We start from the raw sequence: 20,190 nt of genomic DNA, 5'->3' as shown, positions 1-20,190 counted from the left end.
GAGTGCAGATGGAAAACAGCAGCCAGGACGACGGCGGCAGTCCCTATCCCGGGGATGCCGCAGTCACCGACTCATTCGAGCTTGCAGGCGTGCCGGATTCATTTGCACGCCTGTGGACGCCGCACCGCCTGGCGTACATCAAGGGCGGGCAGGAACAGGTCTCCTCGGAGCACAACTGCCCGTTCTGTGCCGCGCCTGGCCGCTCCGACGAGGAATCACTGATTGTCCACCGCGGCAAGTATGCCTTTGTGATCCTCAACCTGTTTCCGTACAACGCCGGGCACCTGCTCGTCTGCCCGTACCGGCACGTGCCGGATTACACGGACATTGATGAGCGGGAAACGGCCGAGATTGCGTCGCTGACCCAGACCGCCATGCGCGTGCTGCGGAAAGTCTCCAACCCCAGCGGCTTCAACCTGGGCATGAACCAGGGCGTCACCGGGGGAGCGGGTATCGCCGCCCACCTGCACCAGCACATTGTGCCGCGCTGGGGCGGGGACGGAAACTTCCTGCCGATCATCGCGCAGACGAAGGCCATCACCCAGACGCTGGGCGACGTCCGGCAGCAGGTGGCCGACGCCTGGCCGGCCAGCGGCTCCGGCCAGGACAGCGAGGACTGATCCGTGCTCAATAAATACGCGCGGGGATTCTTCACTGCCGTTTTCACCCCGCTGGCCAGCTGGCTGCTGCGCCGCGGGATCACACCGGACATGGTCACCATCGCCGGAACGCTGGGCGTGATGATCGGCGGGCTGGTGTTCTACCCGCTGGGACAGTTGTTCTGGGGAACCCTGTTCATTACCGCGTTCATCTTTTCCGACGTCATCGACGGCATCATGGCCCGCCAGCAGGCACGGACCGGAAAATGGGGCGGATTCCTGGACTCAACCCTGGACCGCTTCGCCGACGGCGCCCTGTTTGCCGGGGTAAGCATCTGGTTCTTCACCGGCGGCAACAACGACGCCATCGGCATCGCCGCCATCATTGCCCTGGTGCTGGGCATGCTGGTTTCCTACATCCGGGCCAAAGCGGAGTCACTGGGATTCAACGCCAACGTGGGCATTGCCGAGCGCGCGGAACGACTAGTCTCCCTGCTGGTGGCCACCGGCCTGGTGGGTCTGGGCGTTCCCGAAATCCTGCTGCTGGTGGTCCTGATGCTCCTCTGCGCAGCCAGCTGCGTCACCATTGCCCAGCGGATGCTGGCAGTTCGGCGGCAGGCGCTGCCCAAGGCCGGATAGTCACAGCATTCTCCTCAGCAAAACAGGCAATTCCCAGCGGCCCGTCACCGGAAGCAATCCGGCGGCGGGCCGTCTGCTTAACGGGACGTTGAAAGCCTAGGCTTGGGGCAGCAGCGATCGCTGCATTGGTTTTTCGCGAAGGTGAGAAGTTCCATGAACATTCCAGAGCCCCAGGGCATGCCCGTGCCTGTTTCCGCGTCCGGTTCCCTGTCTCCGGTCACCGGCAGCAGCCGGGTCAAGCGCGGCATCGCCGAAATGCTCAAAGGCGGTGTGATCATGGATGTGGTCACCGCCGAACAGGCACGCATTGCCGAAGACGCCGGCGCCGTGGCCGTCATGGCACTGGAGCGCGTGCCTGCCGATATCCGCGCGCAGGGCGGTGTCTCCCGGATGAGCGATCCGGACATGATCGACAGCATCATCGACACCGTCTCCATTCCCGTCATGGCCAAGGCCCGCATCGGGCACTTTGTGGAGGCCCAGGTCCTGCAGTCCCTCGGTGTCGACTACATCGACGAATCCGAGGTCCTGACCCCGGCCGACTACGCCAACCACATCGACAAATGGAAATTCACGGTTCCCTTTGTCTGCGGCGCCACGAACCTCGGCGAAGCCCTGCGGCGGATCAACGAGGGCGCGGCCATGATCCGGTCCAAAGGCGAGGCCGGAACGGGAGACGTTTCCAATGCCACCATGCACATGCGCACCATCCGCTCCGAGATTGCCCGGCTGTCCTCGCTGCCCGAGGACGAACTGTACGTCGCGGCCAAGGAACTGCAGGCCCCCTATGAGCTCGTCAAAGAGGTGGCCGCGGCCGGCAAACTCCCGGTGGTGCTGTTTACGGCCGGCGGCATAGCCACTCCCGCTGATGCCGCCATGATGATGCAGCTGGGCGCGGACGGCGTGTTTGTGGGTTCGGGCATCTTCAAGTCCGGCAACCCCGCACAGCGTGCGGCAGCCATCGTCAAGGCCACCACCTTCTTCGACGACGCCGATGAGGTCGCCAAGGCCTCGCGCGGACTCGGTGAGGCCATGGTGGGCATCAACGTGGACGAGATCCCGCAGCCGCACCGCCTGGCCGAACGCGGCTGGTAGCCGGCCGAGCCCAGCGGGCTACCGGCCGGGTGACGCCCGGCTGGTAGCCCGCTTAGCGCAGGTCCAGGAACAGGTATTGTCCGCGGCCGATCAGTTCGAATCCCCGGGCTGCGCACAGTTCGGCGCCTCCCGGTGCAGCGTTAATGGCCAGCCGGTCGGCGCCGGCAGCGGCCGCCACTGCAGCCGCGCGGCTCAGCAGGGCCGTACCGTAGCCGCTGCGCCGGCTGGAAGGTCCAACGGACAAACCGAAAATTCCGGCCAGGGATCCTTTGCGGGGTTTCCGTGCCGGTGCCGCGGGAATGCCGGGCCTGCCGGTGATGGGATCCGGCGTGTTGGACGGCTGGTCGGCGGCGGTCGGATCGTACACCCAGGCACGGCCCGTCACCTTCCCGTCACCCCGTGTGGTCAGGTGCCAGGCGGTGCGCGGGTGGGTACGGCCGGCAGTGAGCTCGTCGGCGTCGGGCCCGGTGACCTCAGGAGGATCCGGGTCCAGGGCCGCCGCGGCCGCGCTGTACTGCTGCGGCGCGGACACCGGGGCGCTCATCCACAGCGGCTGCGGACCCCTGCGGAAACCGAACGCCTCCAAAGGTGCGTAGCTTGCCGCGTTGTTCATCCATACGGAAACGCTTTGGGCACCGAGCCGCATGCCCTCGGCCAGGCCGGGACGAATGCCGGCCGGTGAAATCCGCTGCGGATACAGCAGCACCAGCTGCCGCCTCGCCGGCAGCCACGCCCATTCCGACTCATGGGTGGAGAAGGTACGGCCGCGGGTGACGCCGGCCAGGTTCCTCAGCCAGTCCTGATGCAGCTCCTGGCAGGCGGCAATGGTGACCATGGCGGATCAGGCCAGGCCGCGGCGGTGCAGCAGCGGCTCAATGGCTGCTTCCCGGCCCCTGAAGTTCCGGAAGGACTGCAGCGGATCAATGCTGTTGCCCCGGGCGAGCAGTTCGCGGCGGAACCGGTCCCCGTTCTCCCGTGTCAGTCCGCCGTTTTCCTTGAACCACTCCACGGTGTCAGCGTCCAGCACTTCGCTCCAGATGTACGCGTAGTAGGAGGCCGCGTAGCCGCCGGCGAAAATGTGCTTGAAGTAGCCGGACCGGTAACGCGGGGGCACCAAATCCAGGGCGACGCCGGCACGTTCCAAAGCCTCGGCCTCGAACGCTTCGGGGTCCTGCACTGTTTCTCCCGGCGCCAGCTCGTGCCAGGCAAGATCAAGCAGCGTGGCACCCAGGTACTCCGTGGTGCCGAAGCCTTCACCCCAGGTGGAGGCTGCCTCGATCCTGTCGATGGCGTCCTGGGGGAGCGGCTCGCCGGTGGCGTAATGCTTGGCGAAGTTCGCCACGACCTCGGGCCACAGCATCCACATCTCGTTTACCTGGGAGGGATACTCCACGAAGTCACGGGGAACGGCGGTGCCGGAGAACTGCGGGTAGGTGACATCCGAGAAGAGGCCGTGCAGGGCGTGGCCAAATTCGTGGAAAGCTGTCACCACTTCGTCGAAGGAGAGCAGGGTTGGCTCTCCGGCGGCCGGCTTGGCGATGTTGAGGTTGTTGATGACCACGGAGGCGGTTCCCAGCAGCGAGGACTGGTGCACGAGCGAGTTCATCCACGCACCGCCGGCCTTGGTGTCCCGGGTGTAATAGTCACCCAGGAACAATCCCAGCCCTGAACCGTCCTCGTTTTTGACTTCCCAGACCCGGACGTCCGGGTGGTAGCCGGCCAGGTCCGGGCGTTCGGTGAAGGTCACGCCGTACAGACGGTTGGCAGCGTAGAAAACGCCGTCCTTCAGGACCCGTTCCAGCTCGAAGTAGGGCCGCAGCGCCGCGCGGTCCACACTGAACTTTTCGCGCCGCACCTGCTCGGAGTAGTAGGACCAGTCCCAGGCCTGCAGGTCCTCGACGCCGTCCCGGGCCGCAGCCTCGCGCAGCAGTTCCGCCTCGGCCTGTGCATTGCGGACCGCGGGCGGGGCCAGCTTCCCGAGCATTGCGTGGATGGCCTCCAGGGACGGAGCCGTCTGGTTGTCGGTGGCGAACTCGGCGTGGTTTGCGAATCCCAGGAGCTCAGCCCGCTCGGCACGCAGCGCCGCCATTTCGCCGGCAATCCCCAGCGTATTCTCGCTGTTGTTCCGGAAACCGCGGTTCAGGGAAGCCTCGAGGAGGCGCCGGCGGGTGTCCCGGTTGGTGAGGGAAGCCAGCGCCGGCTGCGAGGTCGGCAGAACCAGGGATAGCAGGTACTTTTCCTTGCCTGCCCCGGCCCAGCCTGCCTCAGCGGCGGCCGCTGCCGCTGAGGCGATATCGTCGTCGGACAAGCCGTCCAGTTCAGCTGCGTCAGTCACCAGCAGCGCCGATTCGTTGGTGTCCTTCAGCAGTTTCTGCGCATATTCGGTGCCCAGCACTGACAGCCGGGCATTCAGCTTTCGCATGCGCGCCTGTCCTTCGTCGTCGAGCTGGGCTCCGGCGCGGATGAAGCTGCGGCGGTACTCGGATACCAAACGGGCGGATTCCTCATCCAATCCGTCGGTGGAGACGGCACTGACCCGTTCGAAGAGGGCCTTGTTGAGATAGATGCTGTCCTCGTGCTCAGCCAGCTGCGGCCCGACCTCCTGCTGGATCGCCTGGATCTGCTCGGTTGCATCCGCCGCCGCGAACGTGAAGAAAACGTAGGCCGTGCGGGCCAGCGTCTGACCGGCGCGCTCCATTGCCGCGATGGTGTTCTCAAAATCCGGGGTGTCGCTGTTTGCCGCTATGGCGTCGATTTCCATGAGGTTTTCCTCGAAGCCGGCCTTGAAGGCGGGGAGGAAATCATCGGGAGTGATCTGCTCAAACGGCGGGAGCTGGTAGGGCAGGGTGCTGGTGTGCAGGAAAGGGTTACTCATAAGCGTCAAGACTCGCACACGCTCAGTGACGCGAACAACAGAAACGCCGTCGTACGCTTGGCGGGACTGCGCGGGGCGGTCTTTGGGCTGAATGTGTCACACGGGGGAGCACTTTATGGGTATGCGCAGCATCGGATTTGGGTTGGTCGCCGGAGCAAAGGGCCGAGCAGCTGCCAGGGGTAAAGCCGCTGCTGCACTGCTCCTGCTTGCCGCTGCAGCCGGCTGTGCACCGGCGGCACCGTCTCCGGACACAGACGCACCGGCATCCAATTCCGCGTCGAGTTCCGCACCGGACCCGTCTGCCGCCTCGGCCTCGGCAACTGCCTCCGATCCCGGTTCATCCGGAACAGCTGCCGGCGCCGTTCCTACTCCCACCCCCGGACTGGGGGAGGAGTGCGCGGCGGTGCGGTGCTTCTCGATGATGGTGGCCGGAGATTTGCTGGTGCATCCGCAGCTCTGGACCCAGGCCGGCGCCGACGCCGCGGTCTCCGGGAAGATGCCGCTTGACTTTACACCGCTGCTCGAAGGCAAGCGGGCCTACCTGGACTCGGCGGATCTGGGTATCTGCCACATGGAAACACCCGTCGCAGAAGCGGACGGTCCCTACACCGGGTATCCGCTGTTCAATGTTCCGCCGCAGATCCTGACTGCGGCCAGGGACGTGGGCTATGACGCCTGCACCACCGCCAGCAACCACACCGTGGACGCCGGAACCGCCGGACTCAACCGGACCCTCGGCGTACTGGACTCGCTGGGCCTGCCGCACACCGGCTCGTATGCCTCGGAGGCGGACGCTGCGAAGCCCTTCATCCTGCAAACTCCCGCCGCCAAGGTTTCCGTTGTGGAGGCCACCTACGGATTGAACGGCATGATCGCGGACTTTGACTGGCAGGTGGACCTGCTGGATCCTGCGGTGATGATCGCCAAAGCCAAGGCCGCCCGGGCCGCCGGTGCCGACGTCGTGGTGGGAGCGGTGCACGCCGGGGACGAATACGCCTCCGTTCCCAATGCGCAGCAGGTGGAGGTGGCCCATGCCCTGGCTGACAGCGGAGAGTTCGATTTCATTTACGGCCATCACAGCCACTCCGTGCTGCCGATCGAAAACTACAACGGAACCTGGATTGCCTATGGCCTGGGCAACTCCGTCACCGAGCTGTCGCCCTGGTATGACGTCAACAATGAGGGCTTGATCCTGCGCGCCCAGTTCGGACAGGACGACGACGGCGCCTGGTCCGTCACTGACCTGGCGTGGGCTCCGTCCGTGATCGTCCGGGACCCCTACCGCTGGTGCTCCGTCGCCGCCGACCTGCCCCAGGGGGCCTGCGCAACTCCCGAACACCAGGCTGCGGTGCGGGCCCGGACCATCGGCGTGGTCGAATCCATGGGTGCTGCCGACGCCGGCGCCCATGAATGGCTGGTCTCCACGGATCCGGCGCGCTGACTCTTTCTGGAGGGCAGCAACCCGAAGATCCCTTTCCGAATTCTTCGTGCAGATGGCGGGCCTAAAATCCTATCTCTGGATTTCTTCGTGCAGATAATGCGCCCAAGAGCGCGCCTCCAGATTCCTTCGTGCAGTTGACGGGCCCAAAGGGGCGGAATCCGCTGGTTTGAGCCCGTTATCTGCACGGAGGATTGAGGCAAGCCCCGTTATCTGCACGAAGGATCCGGGCAGCAGATCGGGCTAGGGTTGGCAAGATTGGGGAGGGCTGCCGGCAGGTACGCACCTGCCGGAGGCAGATTCGCCGGGTACTCCGACGGCGGGTAGGCTCCGTGGCATGAACACAACCCGTGAGTACCGCCCGGCCTTCTTCATTATTGGTGCAGCATTGCTCGGAGCGCTGGCCGTAATCCTGACGCCGGGACTGTTCGAGGATTTCGGGACCGCTAGGCTCGTGGCCGTCCTGGCACTGACTGCAGGTGCAGTGTGTCTGGCGGTCGCAGCCGTGCGGCTCCGGCGCGCCGGCACGGAGTAGAGGAAGTGCGGCGCTGGTTCCAGGCTCGGTTCTACCGGGGGCGCTGCGAGGCGTGCTGCCGGGCCAGCTCCGAGAGCTTCGCCAGCTCCGCCAGATCCTTGGCTGACGACGGCCGCGGCTCAAAGGAACCGAACTTGCGGATCACGGCCTGCTGAAGCAGGAAGTCGGCAATGGCAGGGTTCTTGGGCAGCAGGGAGCCGTGCAGGTAGCTGGCCACCACGTTGCGGTAGCGGGCACCCTCCCAGTTGTCCTTGGAGTTGTTGCCTTCGCCCTTGCGGACCTCGGCCAGCGGACGTACGCCCGAACCCAGGAACGTCTGGCCGGAGTGGTTCTCGTAGCCGTGGATTTCGCCGAATTCCTCGCTCACCGACAGCACATTGCCGATCAGCCGTTCGGTGCCGCCGTGGGTTTCCAGATCCAGCAGCCCGATGCCCGGAATCACGGTCCCGGTGTGGGTCTTGAAGAAGTTGCCGAACAGCTGGTAAAGCCCGCAGATGGCGAGCATCGGCAGGTCGTCTTCGGCCATGGCGCGCAGGGTCGGGGCAATCGCCTGCAGATCGTCCTGGATGACCACCTGCCCGCTGTCCTGTCCGCCGCCGCCCACCAGCAGGTCCACGTCCGACGGGAACTCGTCGCCCACGTTGTATTCCAGGACGTTGGCAGTGTAGCCGTGCCATTTCAGGCGCTGCTTCAGGACCAGGACGTTGCCCCAGTCGCCGTAGATGTTCATCTCCCGCGGGTACAGCTGCAGGATGTTGATGGTCCGGTCTTCTCCGGCCGCGGGGTTGTGCGCCTCGCTCATGAGACCACCTCTACTGTCGTGATCTTGGAAAGTTCGCGCCGAACGGCCAGCATGGCCGTGTACGTGCAGAAAATGCGCATGGGGGAGGACCCGGAGGACCCGATGAACTTCTTCAGTGCACCGGTGATGTCCGGATCAATGGCGGCCACCGGCACGTCGTCGTACTTCAGCCGCAGCGCCATGTCATAGGCGCGCACGCCGGTGACCATGTCCACGCCGTTCTCGGCAAGGGTCTCGAAATCCACGTCCCACAGCCAGGACATGTCCCGGCCGTCGGCGTAATTGTCGTTGATCGCGATCATGGTCGAGTAGCCGTGGGCCGCGAAGGACTTCAAGCCCAGCCGGAAACCGCTGGGGTTCTTCACCAGCACCAGTTCCAGCGGCTGGCCGTTGACCACCAGCGACTCGCCGCGGCCAAACGCAGGTTCCACGTTGGACAGGGCGGTGAACAGCGCCTCCGAATTGGCCTGCGGGCCGGCGATCACGCGGGCCAGCGCCAGCGCGGCGGCGGCGTTGAAGATGTTGTAGACCCCGCGCAGCTTCAGTCCGGTGGTCACCACCGTGTTGTCCACGCGGAAGTCCGCGTCGGTTTCGGCCACGCGCTCCAGCACGACGTCGGCGGGCAGCACAGCTGCCGCGGCTTCGGCCGAGGAGCCGCGCATCTCGTCGTCGTTCGGGAAGGTGCTGCGCAGGGACTCGTGGAGGCCGAAGTAGCGGACCTCCTGCTTGTCCAGGGAGCCAGCGATGCCGGCCACGCGCGGGTCTTCGCGGTTCAGGACCACGGTGCCGGAGGTGGCCTTGGCAATGGCCTCCAGCAGACGGGTGGTCTTGTCGATCTCGCCGAAGCGGTCCAGCTGGTCCCGCAGGACGTTCAACAGCAGTGAATAACGCGGCTGGATCAGCTTCACGAAGTGCACGGCATGCGCTTCATCAAGTTCCAGGACGGCGACGTCGGCATCCAGGCGTCCGCGCCAGTCCACCTCGCCGAGCAGGGCCGCGGCGACACCGCGGGTGAAGTTGCTGCCCGTGCGGTTGGTAAAGACCTTCAGGCCCTGGCTTTCGAGCAGCTCCACCACCATTTTGGTGGTGGTGGTTTTGCCGTTGGTGCCGGACACCACCGCAACACCGAGCGGAAGGTCAGCCAGCGTGCGGCGGATGAAATCGGGGTCGATTTTCTCCACCACCAGGCCGGGCAGTGCGGAGCCGCCGCCGCGCAGTTTGGAGGCACTGCGGACCAGCTTGCCTGTCAGGACGGAGAAAGAACTCATGGTTTATGAATATATCGCAAGGAGCTCCGCGGACCTTCTTCCCGTTGCCCTCCGCCGGGGCATTTGAACCGTAGACTGGCCCGATGACAAGCGAAGGTTCCCTGCGGGTGGGTGTGCTGGCGCTGCAGGGCGGGGTCCGCGAGCATGCGGCTGCACTGGCAGCTGCGGGAGCCACTGCGGTTCCGGTTCGTCGTCCCGGGGAACTGGACGGGCTCCACGGGCTGGTGCTGCCCGGCGGCGAGTCCACCACCATCGACAAACTGATGCGGACCTTCGGTGTTTACGGCCCGCTGCAGGAACGGATCCGTAACGGGTTTCCGGTCTACGGCTCCTGCGCGGGAATGATCCTGCTCGCAGACCGCATATCGGATCCGGCCCGCAGCGGAACCGGCGAACCGCAGCAGACTCTGGGCGGGCTGGACATGGACGTGCGCCGCAACGCGTTTGGCCGCCAGCGGGAGTCCTTCGAAACCCTGCTGGATTTCAAGGGCCTGGAACGCCTGCCGTCTGCAAATGGAGCCCTTTCCGTGCCTCCGGTGCACGCTGTTTTTATCCGTGCGCCCTGGGTGGAAAAGACCGGTAATTCCGTCGAGGTCCTGGCCCAGGTTCCTCCGCAGAGGCATGGTCATGCGTCCGCTGAGGAATTCGTCGCTAGAATTGTGGCAGTGCGTTCTGGAAACCTGCTGGCCACCTCGTTCCATCCGGAGGTAACGGGGGAGAGCCGGATCCATGAACTTTTTATCCAGATCATCAGAGGAGAAGCGTAGATGTCGGGCCACTCTAAATGGGCAACCACCAAGCACAAGAAGGCCGTCATTGACGCCAAGCGTGCAAAGTCGTTTGCCAAGCTGATCAAGAACATCGAAGTTGCGGCCCGCGCGGGCGGCGCCGACATGGCCGGCAACCCCGGCCTGGAACTCGCGGTGTCCAAGGCCAAGAAGACCTCTGTGCCCATCGACAACATCAACCGCGCCGTCAAGCGCGGTGCCGGCCTGCTCGGTGAAGCCGTCGATTACCAGACCATCATGTACGAGGGCTACGGCCCGCAGGGCACCGCCCTGCTGATCGAGTGCCTCACGGACAACAAGAACCGTGCGGCCTCCGAGGTGCGCCTGGCCGTGACCCGCAACGGCGGCAACATGGGAGACCCCGGATCGGTGGCCTACATGTTCACCCGCAAGGGCGTTGTCACGCTGCCCAAGAAGGACCTCACCGAGGACGATCTGCTGATGGCCGTGCTGGACGCCGGCGCTGACGAGGTCAAGGAATCCGGCGAGAACTTCGAGATCATCTCCGAAGCCGCGGACCTGCGTGCCGTTGTTGCCGCGCTCGAAGAAGCCGGCATCGAGTACGACACGGACGAGGCCGAGTTCCTGCCCTCCATGCACGTGGAGCTCGACGCAGACAACGCGCGGAAGTTCCTCAAGCTCGTGGACGCCGTGGAGGATCTTGACGACGTACAGAATGTCTACTCCAACGCGGACATCTCCGCCGAGGTCTTTGCCCAGCTCGAAGACGACTGAGCCGTAGGTGAGCCTGCGCGTCCTGGGTGTTGACCCGGGCCTGACCCGGTGCGGGCTGGGCGTGGTCGACGTCGAACGCAACCGCCGCGCCACCCTGGTGGCCGTCGGAGTGGTCGGCACCGAGGCGGGAACCGCCCTGGACGGCAGGCTGCTGGTCATCTCCGACGCCATTGACCTGTGGCTGGACACCCATAAACCGGATGTTCTGGCCGTGGAACGCGTCTTTAGCCAGCTCAATGTCAGCACGGTCATGGGCACCGCCCAGGCCTCCGGCGTCGTTATTGCGGCGGCGGCCCGACGCGGAATTCCTGTGGCCCTGCACACGCCCACCGAGGTTAAGGCAGCGGTCACGGGGTCCGGTTCGGCCAACAAGGACGCGGTGGGGAAGATGGTCACCAAGATCCTGCGGCTGGACGCCCCGCCCAAGCCCGCCGACGCCGCAGATGCCCTGGCGCTGGCCATCACCCACGCCTGGCGGCGCTCGGTGGCCGGTCCGGGGCAGACGACGGCGGGATCGGCGTCCGGGGCGCGGGCCGTTGTGAGGCCGCCGACCGGCGGGCTGACACCGGCCCAGCGGCTCTGGGCCGAGGCGGAGGCACGTGCCCGGCGCTGAGCACAGCGCGCCGGAACCGGGATCAGCGCCGGCACACAGTAGGCTATTCGTAGATATGTTCTACACAGCCCCTGGAGTTTTGTCATGATCGCATCCCTGCGCGGGACAGTAACGCACGTTGGCCTGCATTCGGCGGTGATCGACGTCCACGGCATGGGCATGCTGGTCCAGGCCACGCCGCAAACGCTGAGCTCCCTGCATGTGGGGCGCGAAGCCCTGGTGCAGACCGCCATGATTGTCCGCGAGGACTCCATGACCCTCTACGGTTTCACCGACGCGGACCAGCGCGAAGTCTTCGAAACGCTGCTCAGCGTCAGCGGCGTTGGCCCGCGCATCGCCCTCGCCGTCCTGGCGGTCCACACCCCCGAAGCCATTCGCGTGGCCGCTTCCACCGGCGATGACAAGGCCTTCAGCAAGGTCTCCGGCATCGGGCCCAAGGGCGCCCGCCGGATTGTGCTGGAGCTCGCCGACAAGCTTGTGCCGCTGGGAACGGCCGACAGCCCGGCGGCAGCACGCTGGCAGGATCAGGTCCTGGCCGCCATGACCGGGCTGGGCTGGTCGGAGAAGGACGCCAACGCTGCCATCGACGCCGCCGTCGCTGAAGCTCCGGACGTTGCCGCCGGCGGGAACGTGGGCGAAATCCTGAAACTGACGCTCCGCCGGCTGGGCACCGACGGCGCCCGGGCGCGTGCTCCCCGCCAGCAGGTGAGCTGACGTGTCCATCCTGCCCGGCGACGGACTGGTTGCCCCCACCGGCGACCCGGATGACAAGGCCATCGAGGCCGCCCTGCGGCCCAAGAACCTGGATGACTTCGTGGGCCAGAAGCGCGTGCGCGAGCAGCTCTCCCTGGTGCTGGAGGCATCCCGGCTGCGCGGCCGCAGTGCCGACCATGTGCTGCTGTCCGGACCGCCCGGACTGGGCAAGACCACCCTGTCCATGATCATCGCCGCCGAAATGAACGCGCCGCTGCGCATTTCCTCCGGCCCGGCCATCCAGCACGCCGGAGACCTTGCCGCCATCCTGTCCTCCCTCACTGAGGGGGAGGTGTTGTTCCTCGACGAAATCCACCGGATGTCCCGGCCCGCCGAAGAAATGCTCTACATGGCCATGGAAGATTTCCGCGTGGACATCATCGTGGGCAAGGGTGCCGGAGCCACCGCCATTCCGCTGGACCTGCCGCCCTTTACCCTCGTGGGAGCCACCACCCGAGCGGGGCTCCTGCCGGGTCCGCTGCGGGACCGCTTCGGCTTCACCGGACACCTGGAGTTCTATTCCACTGACGAACTGGAACTGGTCCTGCGCCGCTCCGCCATGCTGATGGACATGAAGGTCAACTCCGCCGGGTTCGCCGAAGTGGCCGGGCGTTCCCGCGGCACTCCCCGAATTGCCAACCGACTGCTGCGCCGGGTGCGGGACTGGGCGCTGGTGCACGGTGTGGACCAGATCGACGCCCGGACGGCCGGAGCCGCCCTGGACATGTATGAGGTGGACGCCCGCGGACTGGACCGGCTGGACCGGTCAGTGCTGCGCGCGCTCGTCACCAAGTTCAACGGCGGCCCGGTGGGCCTGTCCACCCTGGCCATCGCCGTCGGCGAAGAACCGGAAACGGTGGAAACCGTCGCCGAGCCGTATCTGGTGCGCGAAGGCCTGCTTGGGCGGACACCGCGTGGCCGGGTGGCAACCCGTGCCGCCTGGGAGCACCTCGGCCTGGAGATGCCTGAAAATGTTGCAGCGAACCTGCCGGAGAACATGTTCTCCGGACCCGGGACCAATACGTCCGCGGAAGCCGGGGCCGAAGAGTCCTAGCGGGCAGGCCGCAGCGGATGCGCTCTGTGCCAGGACCGGTTGAGGATACCGGCCGGGGGAGCGAAAATGCAGTACAGGGAGAAACTTTTCCGCCGCTGCGGACGTTTTACCTCTAGACTGGTCATTCGTTGACCCGGGCTTCCCGCCCTGCGATATCTGCACACCATCTCCACAACAGAAACGGAACCACTCTGTGTTCTTAAACGTCATGGCCCAAACCACCGCCGATCAGAACGCCGGAGGTTTCAGCTTCAGCAGCCTCCTGCTGCCCATCCTGCTGGCCCTGTTCATCTTCATGATGTTCCGCAAGCAGAAGAAGACGCAGCAGACGGTTCAGCAGCAGCGGACCCAGATGGTTCCCGGAACCGAAGTGATGACCCAGTTCGGACTGTTCGGCACCATCCTGTCGATCAACTCCGAGGAGAACAAAGCGGTCCTGGAGCTTTCCCCGGGCAACACCGCCACCGTTCACCTGCAGGCACTGACCAAGGTTGTCACCACGGAGCCCGCCGTTGAGGAGGAAGCTCCCGTAGTTCCCGACGACGCTTCATCGCTCACGGCTGCGGACCAGGCCGACGACGCCCCCCGCACCGCTGACCCGGTTCGCCGCGACGACTCGGCTGCGCATCCCGATGAGACGCCCGAGGAAACACTCGAACGCCTGAACCGCGAAAACAAAAAAGAGAACTAGACTCTCCACGGGCCTGCGGATGAAGACTCTCCGCGGGCCCCTCCGGAGTCAACCTTGCCTCCGGTGTGTCTCACCCTAGAAGGACTATCCTCTATGCCTCGTACCGGCCCCGGCTCGGCCGCTAAAAAGACGCTCCTCTGGTTGGGCGTCATTTTTGCTGCTCTGGCCCTTTTACTCGGCGGCGGTTCCATGTGGAGCAACGCCAGCTGGACCCCCAAACTTGCCCTTGACCTCGAGGGCGGCACCGAAATGATCCTGGCACCCCAGGTTCAGGGCGGTGCCGACATCACCCAGGAACAGCTGGACCAGGCCGTGGAAATCATCCGCCAGCGCGTGGACGGCAGCGGTGTGTCCGAGGCAGAGATCACCACGCAGTCCGGACGCAACGTTGTGGTCTCACTTCCCGGCGTTCCCTCGGCTGAGACACGCCAGCTGATCCAGGCATCGGCGCAGATGGAGTTCCGCCCGGTGCTCGCAATTGCAGCCGGCACCCCCGTTGAAACACCGCTTCCGGATGAGCAGCTGCCCAAGCCCGCCGGCGAGCCGGCCAACGCGTCTGACGACAACTGGATCACCCCCGAGCTGTACCGTGAATTCGAAAGCACGGACTGCACGGATCCGGCCACGCTGGAAGCGTCCACGGAAGCGGCCCCGGCCGACCAGCCGCTGATCACCTGCGAACCGGGCACCGGAGCCAAGTACATCCTCGGCCCGGTGGAAGTTCCCGGCTCCAACATCGCCAATGCCACCTTCGGCCTGTCCACCAGCAGCCAGGGCGCCTCGATCAACGAGTGGGGCGTGAACATCGAGTTCAACGGTGAGGGCACCGAAGTTTTCAAGGGCGTAACTGAGCGTCTCTTTGCCTTCCAGCAGGGTGACCCGCACAACCAGTTCGCCATTGTGCTGGACGGCCAGGTCATCTCCGCGCCTACGGTGCAGGGCGTCATCACCGACGGAAAGCCCCGCATCACCGGCAACTTCACGCAGGAGTCAGCAAAGGCGCTGTCCGAGCAGCTGAAGTACGGTGCGCTGCCGATCAGCTTCGACATCCAGAGCGAACAGCAGGTCTCGGCCACCCTGGGCGCCGACCAGCTCAAGATGGGGCTCATCGCGGGCATCATCGGCCTGGCCCTGGTGGCGGTGTACTCGCTGTTCCAGTACCGTGCCCTGGGCTTCGTCACCATCATCTCCCTGGTGGTTGCCGGTCTCCTGACCTACCTCGCCATCTGCCTGCTCGGCTGGTCGCAGAACTACCGGCTCTCCCTGGCCGGCGTGGCCGGTCTGATCGTGGCCATTGGCCAGACGGCCGACTCCTTCATCGTCTACTTCGAGCGAATACGTGATGAACTGCGCGACGGGCGCGGGCTCGTCTCCGCCGTCGACAACGGCTGGAAGCGTGCCAAGCGCACCGTGCTGGCGTCCAAGGCAGTGAACGTGCTCGCCGCCGTCGTGCTCTATTTCGTAGCCGTGGGCAATGTCCGTGGATTCGCGTTCACCCTGGGCCTGACCGCGATTGCCGACCTCATTGTGGTGTTCATGTTCACGCATCCCACCATGGTGCTGCTGGCCCGCACGAAGTTCTTCGGCGAAGGCCATAAGTGGTCCGGCTTGGACACCACCCGCCTGGGTGCCGTGCCGCTGTACCGCGGTGCCGGCCGCATCCGCGAACCCGGGACAGTTCCGGTCCGCACCAAGAACAAGGCTGCTTCCAAGGAAGCGGAACGCCGGATGACTATTGCCGAGCGACGGGCAGCCGAAAAACAGGAATCAATGGCCGGATCCGGCCCCAGCACAGAGAAGGAGGGCTAGGAATGAGCAAGCTCCCCCGCTTTGCCACTTTCGGCAATGAGCTTTACACCGGCAAGCGCTCCTACCCGTTTGTGCCCAAGGCCAAGCTCTGGTTCCTGATTGCGGCAGTGGCCGTCATCATTTCCATCCTCATCCCGGTTGCCAAGGGCGGCTTCAACCTCGGCATCGATTTCCGCGGCGGCTCCGAATTCACCGTGTCGGGTGCGGCCAACACCGACATCTCCGCGGGAGAAGAAGCCGTTGGCGAGGTGGCCAGCGAGGCGCGCATCACCAACATTGCACCCGGCACCGTGCGGGTGCAGACCGAGCAGCTCAGCGATGACCAGACCCTTGAAATCAAGGACAACCTGGCACAGGCCTATGACGTTGAAGAAGACCAGGTGACGTCCACGTTCATCGGCCCCACCTGGGGCCAGGACGTGAGCCGGCAGGCATTGATCGGGCTCATCGTCTTCGTGGCCCTGGCTGCAGTGCTGATGGCCCTGTACTTCCGCACCTGGAAGATGTCCCTGGCTGCCATCACTGCGCTGCTGGTGGTCATGGTGACCACAGCCGGCCTGTACTCACTCAGCGGCTTCGAAGTCACGCCGTCGGCCATCATCGGCTTCCTGACGGTGCTCAGCTACTCCCTGTATGACACGGTGGTGGTTTTCGACAAGGTCCGGGAAAACACCAAGAACCTGGACAAGAGCACCAAGCGCACCTTCATGGAACAGGTGAACCTGGCCGTGAACCAAACCCTGGTCCGGTCTATCAACACTTCGGTGGTGGCAGTCCTTCCGGTGGCATCCGTACTGTTCATCGGTGCGTTCCTGCTGGGAGCCGGAACGCTCAAGGATCTATCCCTCGCGCTGTTCATCGGCATCATCCTGGGCACCGTGGCAACCGTGTTCATTGCGGCCCCGATGTACGCCTGGCTGCGCCGGAACGAGCCGGAGATTGTCCGGCAGGCCAAACGCGTCAAGGAACGCCGTGCGCAGGAAGCCAAGGAAGCTGCTGCGACAGCAGTTCCGGCCGGCGCCACGGAGGTCTCCACCGGGCGCTAACGCTGCCGGGGCGCTGCGGGGAAAGCTGCCGCAATCGGCAAAAGACCTCCGGAACGGTGCATTCCTTGATTGGTGCACCGCCCCGGAGGTCTTCTGTATACAGGGGCACGTCGGGGCATCCCCGGTGGTACGGCGAGCTGTATGCACAGGCATAGACTTGAACCGAAGACTATTTCGCTTAGCTTGCGCCGTGACTTGGGGGAACGGCAGCGCATAAAGTGGAAAAGGTCGATAAACGTCTCAGAGAGGGCAGCAGTGGGCGAGAGCGAGAAACCGGCCGACAAGGCGGGTGTAGACGGAGCCACGGGAACACCTGTAAAGGCTAATCCCGCTGCCCGGGTTCCTGCTGCTGCGCCGCAGCTGGCCCAGTCATCCCGCACCGGACAGCCGCCCAAGCCCGCATTGACGCCCAATCCCGCTCCCCGCGCAGACGGAAAGGCAACCGACGCAGTGCCTGCCGGAGCCGGAGCAGGCGGCCCCAAGCCTGTGCCCGCGCGTCCCTCGCCCGGCCGCAGAACGTCTACGAGAGCCCGGCTGGCCCGGCTGGCAGGCCGTGGCAGCTCCGGCTACTCACCCATGCTGGAGCCGCTGCTTCGCACCGTTCGGGTTAATAACCCCAAAGAGGACCTGGACCTGATCCAGCGGGCGTACCTGGTTGCCGAGCGCAGCCATGAGGGACAGAAGCGCAAGAGCGGCGATCCCTACATCACGCACCCGGTGGCAGTGGCCACCATCCTCGCGGAGCTGGGCATGACCGGCACCACGCTGGCTGCGGCCCTTCTGCATGACACCGTCGAGGACACCAGCTACACCCTGGATGAGCTGCGCCGCGAGTTCGGCCCGGAAGTGGCCATGCTGGTGGACGGCGTCACCAAGCTGGACAAGGTCACTTTCGGTGATGCGGCCCAGTCCGAAACGGTGCGCAAAATGGTGGTCGCCATGGCCAAGGACATCCGCGTCCTGGTCATCAAACTGGCCGACAGGCTGCATAACGCCCGCACCTGGCGTTTCGTGTCGCAGGAGTCCTCCGCCCGGAAGGCCCGCGAGACACTGGAAATTTTCGCCCCGCTGGCCCACCGGCTGGGCATGAACACCATCAAGTGGGAGCTGGAAGACCTGTCCTTCGCGGCCCTGCACCCGAAGGTGTATGACGAAATTGTGCGTATGGTCGGGGACCGCACCCCCGAGCGGGAAAAGTATTTGTCCACCGTTCGGACGCAGATCGCCGATGACCTGCACGCGGTGAAGATCAAGGCCACCATCACCGGCCGGCCCAAGCACTACTACTCGATCTACCAGAAGATGATCGTTCGCGGCAAAGACTTCGACGACATCCATGACCTGATGGGCGTGCGGGTCCTCGTGGACTCCGTGCGTGACTGCTACGCCACCCTGGGCGCCCTGCATGCGCGGTGGAACCCGCTGCCCGGGCGGTTCAAAGATTACATCGCCATGCCGAAGTTCAACATGTACCAGTCACTGCACACCACGGTGATCGGTCCCGGCGGCAAGCCCGTGGAAATCCAGATCCGCACCCATGACATGCACCGGCGCGCAGAATACGGCGTGGCTGCGCACTGGAAGTACAAGGACGGCTCCAAGACACCCGTCGGCGCCGACAACAATGACATGGGCTGGCTGCGTTCCCTGGTTGACTGGCAGCAGGAAACCTCCGATCCGGATGAATTCCTGGATTCGCTGCGCTTCGAAATCAACGCCCGTGAGGTTTTCGTCTTCACGCCCAAGGGCGAGGTCATGGCCCTGCCGGCGGGATCCACCCCGGTGGACTTTGCCTATGCCGTGCATACCGAAGTGGGTCACCGGACCATTGGCGCCCGCGTCAACGGCAAACTGGTGCCGCTGAACAGCGAGCTCGAACACGGCGACTGGGTGGAGATCTTCACCTCCAAGGCCGAAGGTGCCGGTCCAAGCCAGGACTGGCAGGGGTTCGTCAAGAGTCCGCGTGCCCGGAACAAGATCCGGCAGTGGTTCACCAAGGAACGCCGTGAAGAGGCGATCGACAAGGGCAAGGACCTGCTGACCCGGGGGATGCGCAAGCAGAACCTCCCGCTGCAGCGCCTGATGACCCACGACGCGCTGGTGACCGTGGCGCAGGAACTGCACCACCAGGACATTTCGGCACTGTATGCCGCCGTCGGGGACGGACACACCTCCGCGCAGAACGTGATCGAACACCTGGTTGCCTTGATGGGCGGTCATCAGGGGGCCGAAGAGGACCTGGCGGAAACACCGGTTTCCACCGCGGCCCGCCGGCCCAAGTTCACCGACTCGGGCGTGACCGTGCGCGGAGTCGGAGACGTGTGGGTCAAGCTGGCCCGGTGCTGTACCCCGGTGCCGCCGGATCCCATCATCGGCTTCGTCACCCGCGGTTCGGGCGTGTCGGTGCACCGCAGCGACTGCCGCAACGTGTCGGAACTCCGGGACCAGCCGGACCGCATTGTGCCGGTGGAATGGGCGCCCACCCAGTCTTCGGTCTTCCTGGTGGAGATCCAGGTGGAGGCGCTGGACCGCAAGAGCCTGCTGTCCGACGTCACCCGGGTACTGTCGGAAAACCACGTGAACATCCTCTCGGCCAGCGTGAACACCTCGAGTGACCGCGTTGCCATGTCAAAATTTGTCTTTGAGATGGGCGATCCGAAATACCTCGACCACATTCTCAGCGCGGTGCGGAAGATCGACGGCGTGTTCGACGTCTACCGCACCACGGGCTCCCGGCGGCGCGTCTGATCCTCCGGTCCTGCCGGGGGAGCCTGGTCCCGCTGCGCCTGGTCGATCGCGAGGTCCACGCGGCGCAGGGCTGCTGATTTTCCCGGCTGCCGGGGGCCGGATTCCACCGCGCCGCGGACCGCTGCCAGGGGACAGCGAAGCACCGGATTCGCGGCGATCGCCAGCAGTGCCTGAACGGCCTCCTCTTCCGGGCCGTGCCTGGCCAGATCCGAGGCAGTGCGCAGGGGAGTGGTGACGGTGATGCCGGCAATCTCCATGCCGTCTTCACTGTCCAGATGCACCTCGTGCAGCACGGCGGCGCTGAACGGCGGCAGGGCCGTGGTGCGGCTGCGGTGGTCAACCAGCAGCTGGAGCCGCCGGGGAGCAGGCGCACAACCATAAATCCAGGCTGCAGTGAACCGTCCCAGCATGATTTTCCCGCGGAGCCGGGCGGGCAGGGCATGGGCGGCAGCCAGTGCCCGGCACACCGGGTCCGGTTCAATGTCCCAGCGCACGTAGTTGTCCGCATAAAGCCAGCGCAACAATCCGTCGCGCTCCATGGCCTGCAGTTCGACACTGGAAAAAGAACCGCCCGCAAAGAACAGGGCACCACCGGTGGATGTGAAGGCCGGCAGTACCCCGGGACAGGGAAACAGGGTTGCGGGCATGCGCCCACCTTCGCCGACCCGCGGACAAAACAGAAGGCCCGGCGTCTGCGTTGTG

The 20,190-nt window shown here is 65.1% G+C and carries 19 protein-coding genes; 14 read left to right on the top strand and 5 right to left on the bottom strand.

Features of this window, described 5'->3' with window-relative positions:
• Positions 1 to 8 precede the first annotated feature (8 nt).
• The 3 genes from CXQ89_RS10920 to pdxS all read left to right on the top strand — a co-directional run bounded on the left by CXQ89_RS10920 (position 9) and on the right by pdxS (position 2,333).
• Entirely contained in the window at positions 9 to 620 is a 612-nt protein-coding gene (locus CXQ89_RS10920) for an HIT domain-containing protein (RefSeq protein ID WP_104161232.1), read from the top strand.
• 3 nt (positions 621 to 623) lie between these two features.
• Entirely contained in the window at positions 624 to 1,238 is a 615-nt protein-coding gene (gene pgsA, locus CXQ89_RS10915) for a phosphatidylinositol phosphate synthase (protein ID WP_104161231.1), read from the top strand.
• A gap of 177 nt (positions 1,239 to 1,415) precedes the next feature.
• Positions 1,416 to 2,333: a pyridoxal 5'-phosphate synthase lyase subunit PdxS gene (gene pdxS / locus CXQ89_RS10910; RefSeq protein WP_104161450.1), complete on the top strand. Its 918-nt coding sequence runs from the start codon at positions 1,416 to 1,418 to the stop codon at positions 2,331 to 2,333.
• A gap of 52 nt (positions 2,334 to 2,385) precedes the next feature.
• Here the strand turns inward: pdxS and CXQ89_RS10905 are convergent, their stop codons facing one another.
• Entirely contained in the window at positions 2,386 to 3,168 is a 783-nt protein-coding gene (locus CXQ89_RS10905) for a GNAT family N-acetyltransferase (RefSeq protein WP_104161230.1), read from the bottom strand.
• A gap of 6 nt (positions 3,169 to 3,174) precedes the next feature.
• Positions 3,175 to 5,208 (bottom strand): M3 family metallopeptidase, encoded by a 2,034-nt coding sequence (locus CXQ89_RS10900; protein WP_104161229.1) that lies wholly within the window; start codon positions 5,206 to 5,208, stop codon positions 3,175 to 3,177.
• A gap of 121 nt (positions 5,209 to 5,329) precedes the next feature.
• Here CXQ89_RS10900 and CXQ89_RS10895 point away from each other — a divergent pair, with 121 nt between their 5' ends.
• Both CXQ89_RS10895 and CXQ89_RS10890 read left to right on the top strand, forming a co-directional pair.
• Positions 5,330 to 6,649 (top strand): CapA family protein, encoded by a 1,320-nt coding sequence (locus tag CXQ89_RS10895; protein WP_104161449.1) that lies wholly within the window; start codon positions 5,330 to 5,332, stop codon positions 6,647 to 6,649.
• 334 nt (positions 6,650 to 6,983) lie between these two features.
• The gene (locus CXQ89_RS10890; RefSeq protein ID WP_104161228.1) at positions 6,984 to 7,181 is read left to right on the top strand and encodes a hypothetical protein; all 198 of its coding nucleotides are present in this window, start codon (positions 6,984 to 6,986) and stop codon (positions 7,179 to 7,181) included.
• Between the two features lie 31 nt (positions 7,182 to 7,212).
• On the opposite strand, the gene CXQ89_RS10885 is transcribed toward CXQ89_RS10890, so the two are convergent.
• Together CXQ89_RS10885 and CXQ89_RS10880 are read right to left on the bottom strand one after the other, a co-directional pair.
• A complete protein-coding gene (locus CXQ89_RS10885) occupies positions 7,213 to 7,983 on the bottom strand; it encodes a type 1 glutamine amidotransferase (RefSeq protein WP_104161227.1) in 771 nt (256 codons plus the stop codon).
• Positions 7,980 to 9,251 carry a Mur ligase family protein gene (locus CXQ89_RS10880; protein ID WP_104161226.1) on the bottom strand — a complete coding sequence of 424 codons (1,272 nt, stop codon included), beginning with the start codon at positions 9,249 to 9,251 and terminating at the stop codon, positions 7,980 to 7,982. Before CXQ89_RS10880 ends, CXQ89_RS10885 begins: the two co-directional genes overlap by 4 nt.
• Positions 9,252 to 9,334: 83 nt before the next feature.
• On the opposite strand from CXQ89_RS10880, the gene pdxT reads away from it, so the two are divergent.
• The 9 genes from pdxT (at position 9,335) to CXQ89_RS10835 (ending at position 19,488) form a co-directional block, all read left to right on the top strand.
• On the top strand, positions 9,335 to 10,018 hold the full coding sequence (pdxT, locus tag CXQ89_RS10875; RefSeq protein ID WP_104103802.1) for a pyridoxal 5'-phosphate synthase glutaminase subunit PdxT: 684 nt from the start codon (positions 9,335 to 9,337) through the stop codon (positions 10,016 to 10,018).
• Positions 10,019 to 10,774: a YebC/PmpR family DNA-binding transcriptional regulator gene (locus tag CXQ89_RS10870; protein WP_104054019.1), complete on the top strand. Its 756-nt coding sequence runs from the start codon at positions 10,019 to 10,021 to the stop codon at positions 10,772 to 10,774.
• Positions 10,775 to 10,781: 7 nt separating this feature from the next.
• The gene (gene ruvC, locus CXQ89_RS10865; protein ID WP_104161225.1) at positions 10,782 to 11,387 is read left to right on the top strand and encodes a crossover junction endodeoxyribonuclease RuvC; all 606 of its coding nucleotides are present in this window, start codon (positions 10,782 to 10,784) and stop codon (positions 11,385 to 11,387) included.
• Positions 11,388 to 11,471: 84 nt separating this feature from the next.
• Positions 11,472 to 12,101: a Holliday junction branch migration protein RuvA gene (gene ruvA, locus CXQ89_RS10860; RefSeq protein ID WP_104161224.1), complete on the top strand. Its 630-nt coding sequence runs from the start codon at positions 11,472 to 11,474 to the stop codon at positions 12,099 to 12,101.
• Positions 12,102 to 12,111: 10 nt separating this feature from the next.
• On the top strand, positions 12,112 to 13,194 hold the full coding sequence (gene ruvB, locus CXQ89_RS10855) for a Holliday junction branch migration DNA helicase RuvB (protein ID WP_104054792.1): 1,083 nt from the start codon (positions 12,112 to 12,114) through the stop codon (positions 13,192 to 13,194).
• A 193-nt stretch (positions 13,195 to 13,387) separates the two neighbouring features.
• Entirely contained in the window at positions 13,388 to 13,885 is a 498-nt protein-coding gene (yajC, locus tag CXQ89_RS10850; protein ID WP_372434133.1) for a preprotein translocase subunit YajC, read from the top strand.
• 93 nt (positions 13,886 to 13,978) lie between these two features.
• Positions 13,979 to 15,694 carry a protein translocase subunit SecD gene (gene secD / locus CXQ89_RS10845; RefSeq protein ID WP_104054023.1) on the top strand — a complete coding sequence of 572 codons (1,716 nt, stop codon included), beginning with the start codon at positions 13,979 to 13,981 and terminating at the stop codon, positions 15,692 to 15,694.
• Positions 15,695 to 15,696: 2 nt separating this feature from the next.
• The gene (gene secF, locus CXQ89_RS10840) at positions 15,697 to 16,740 is read left to right on the top strand and encodes a protein translocase subunit SecF (RefSeq protein ID WP_104161223.1); all 1,044 of its coding nucleotides are present in this window, start codon (positions 15,697 to 15,699) and stop codon (positions 16,738 to 16,740) included.
• A 576-nt stretch (positions 16,741 to 17,316) separates the two neighbouring features.
• Entirely contained in the window at positions 17,317 to 19,488 is a 2,172-nt protein-coding gene (locus CXQ89_RS10835) for a bifunctional (p)ppGpp synthetase/guanosine-3',5'-bis(diphosphate) 3'-pyrophosphohydrolase (RefSeq protein ID WP_237685334.1), read from the top strand.
• Here CXQ89_RS10835 and CXQ89_RS10830 read toward each other — a convergent pair.
• Positions 19,455 to 20,135 (bottom strand): hypothetical protein, encoded by a 681-nt coding sequence (locus CXQ89_RS10830; protein WP_104161222.1) that lies wholly within the window; start codon positions 20,133 to 20,135, stop codon positions 19,455 to 19,457. The genes CXQ89_RS10835 and CXQ89_RS10830 overlap by 34 nt on opposite strands.
• Between the last annotated feature and the right edge of the window lie 55 nt (positions 20,136 to 20,190).

It is taken from the genome of Arthrobacter sp. ZGTC212 (assembly GCF_002929255.1).
GTDB classification, from domain to species: Bacteria; Actinomycetota; Actinomycetes; order Actinomycetales; family Micrococcaceae; genus Arthrobacter_B; species Arthrobacter_B sunyaminii.
Note: the sequence above shows the minus strand (reverse complement) of the source record. Positions and strands in the feature narration are given on the sequence as shown.

Coding starts and splice junctions, on each gene's coding strand:
- CXQ89_RS10920 (WP_104161232.1), top strand. CDS start 9: ATGGAAAACAGCAGCCAGGACGACGGCGGCAGTCCCTATCCCGGGGAT.
- pdxS (WP_104161450.1), top strand. CDS start 1,416: ATGCCCGTGCCTGTTTCCGCGTCCGGTTCCCTGTCTCCGGTCACCGGC.
- CXQ89_RS10905 (WP_104161230.1), bottom strand. CDS start 3,168: ATGGTCACCATTGCCGCCTGCCAGGAGCTGCATCAGGACTGGCTGAGG.
- CXQ89_RS10900 (WP_104161229.1), bottom strand. CDS start 5,208: ATGAGTAACCCTTTCCTGCACACCAGCACCCTGCCCTACCAGCTCCCG.
- CXQ89_RS10895 (WP_104161449.1), top strand. CDS start 5,330: ATGCGCAGCATCGGATTTGGGTTGGTCGCCGGAGCAAAGGGCCGAGCA.
- CXQ89_RS10890 (WP_104161228.1), top strand. CDS start 6,984: ATGAACACAACCCGTGAGTACCGCCCGGCCTTCTTCATTATTGGTGCA.
- CXQ89_RS10885 (WP_104161227.1), bottom strand. CDS start 7,983: ATGAGCGAGGCGCACAACCCCGCGGCCGGAGAAGACCGGACCATCAAC.
- CXQ89_RS10880 (WP_104161226.1), bottom strand. CDS start 9,251: ATGAGTTCTTTCTCCGTCCTGACAGGCAAGCTGGTCCGCAGTGCCTCC.
- pdxT (WP_104103802.1), top strand. CDS start 9,335: ATGACAAGCGAAGGTTCCCTGCGGGTGGGTGTGCTGGCGCTGCAGGGC.
- CXQ89_RS10870 (WP_104054019.1), top strand. CDS start 10,019: ATGTCGGGCCACTCTAAATGGGCAACCACCAAGCACAAGAAGGCCGTC.
- ruvA (WP_104161224.1), top strand. CDS start 11,472: ATGATCGCATCCCTGCGCGGGACAGTAACGCACGTTGGCCTGCATTCG.
- secD (WP_104054023.1), top strand. CDS start 13,979: ATGCCTCGTACCGGCCCCGGCTCGGCCGCTAAAAAGACGCTCCTCTGG.
- secF (WP_104161223.1), top strand. CDS start 15,697: ATGAGCAAGCTCCCCCGCTTTGCCACTTTCGGCAATGAGCTTTACACC.
- CXQ89_RS10835 (WP_237685334.1), top strand. CDS start 17,317: ATGCTGGAGCCGCTGCTTCGCACCGTTCGGGTTAATAACCCCAAAGAG.
- CXQ89_RS10830 (WP_104161222.1), bottom strand. CDS start 20,135: ATGCCCGCAACCCTGTTTCCCTGTCCCGGGGTACTGCCGGCCTTCACA.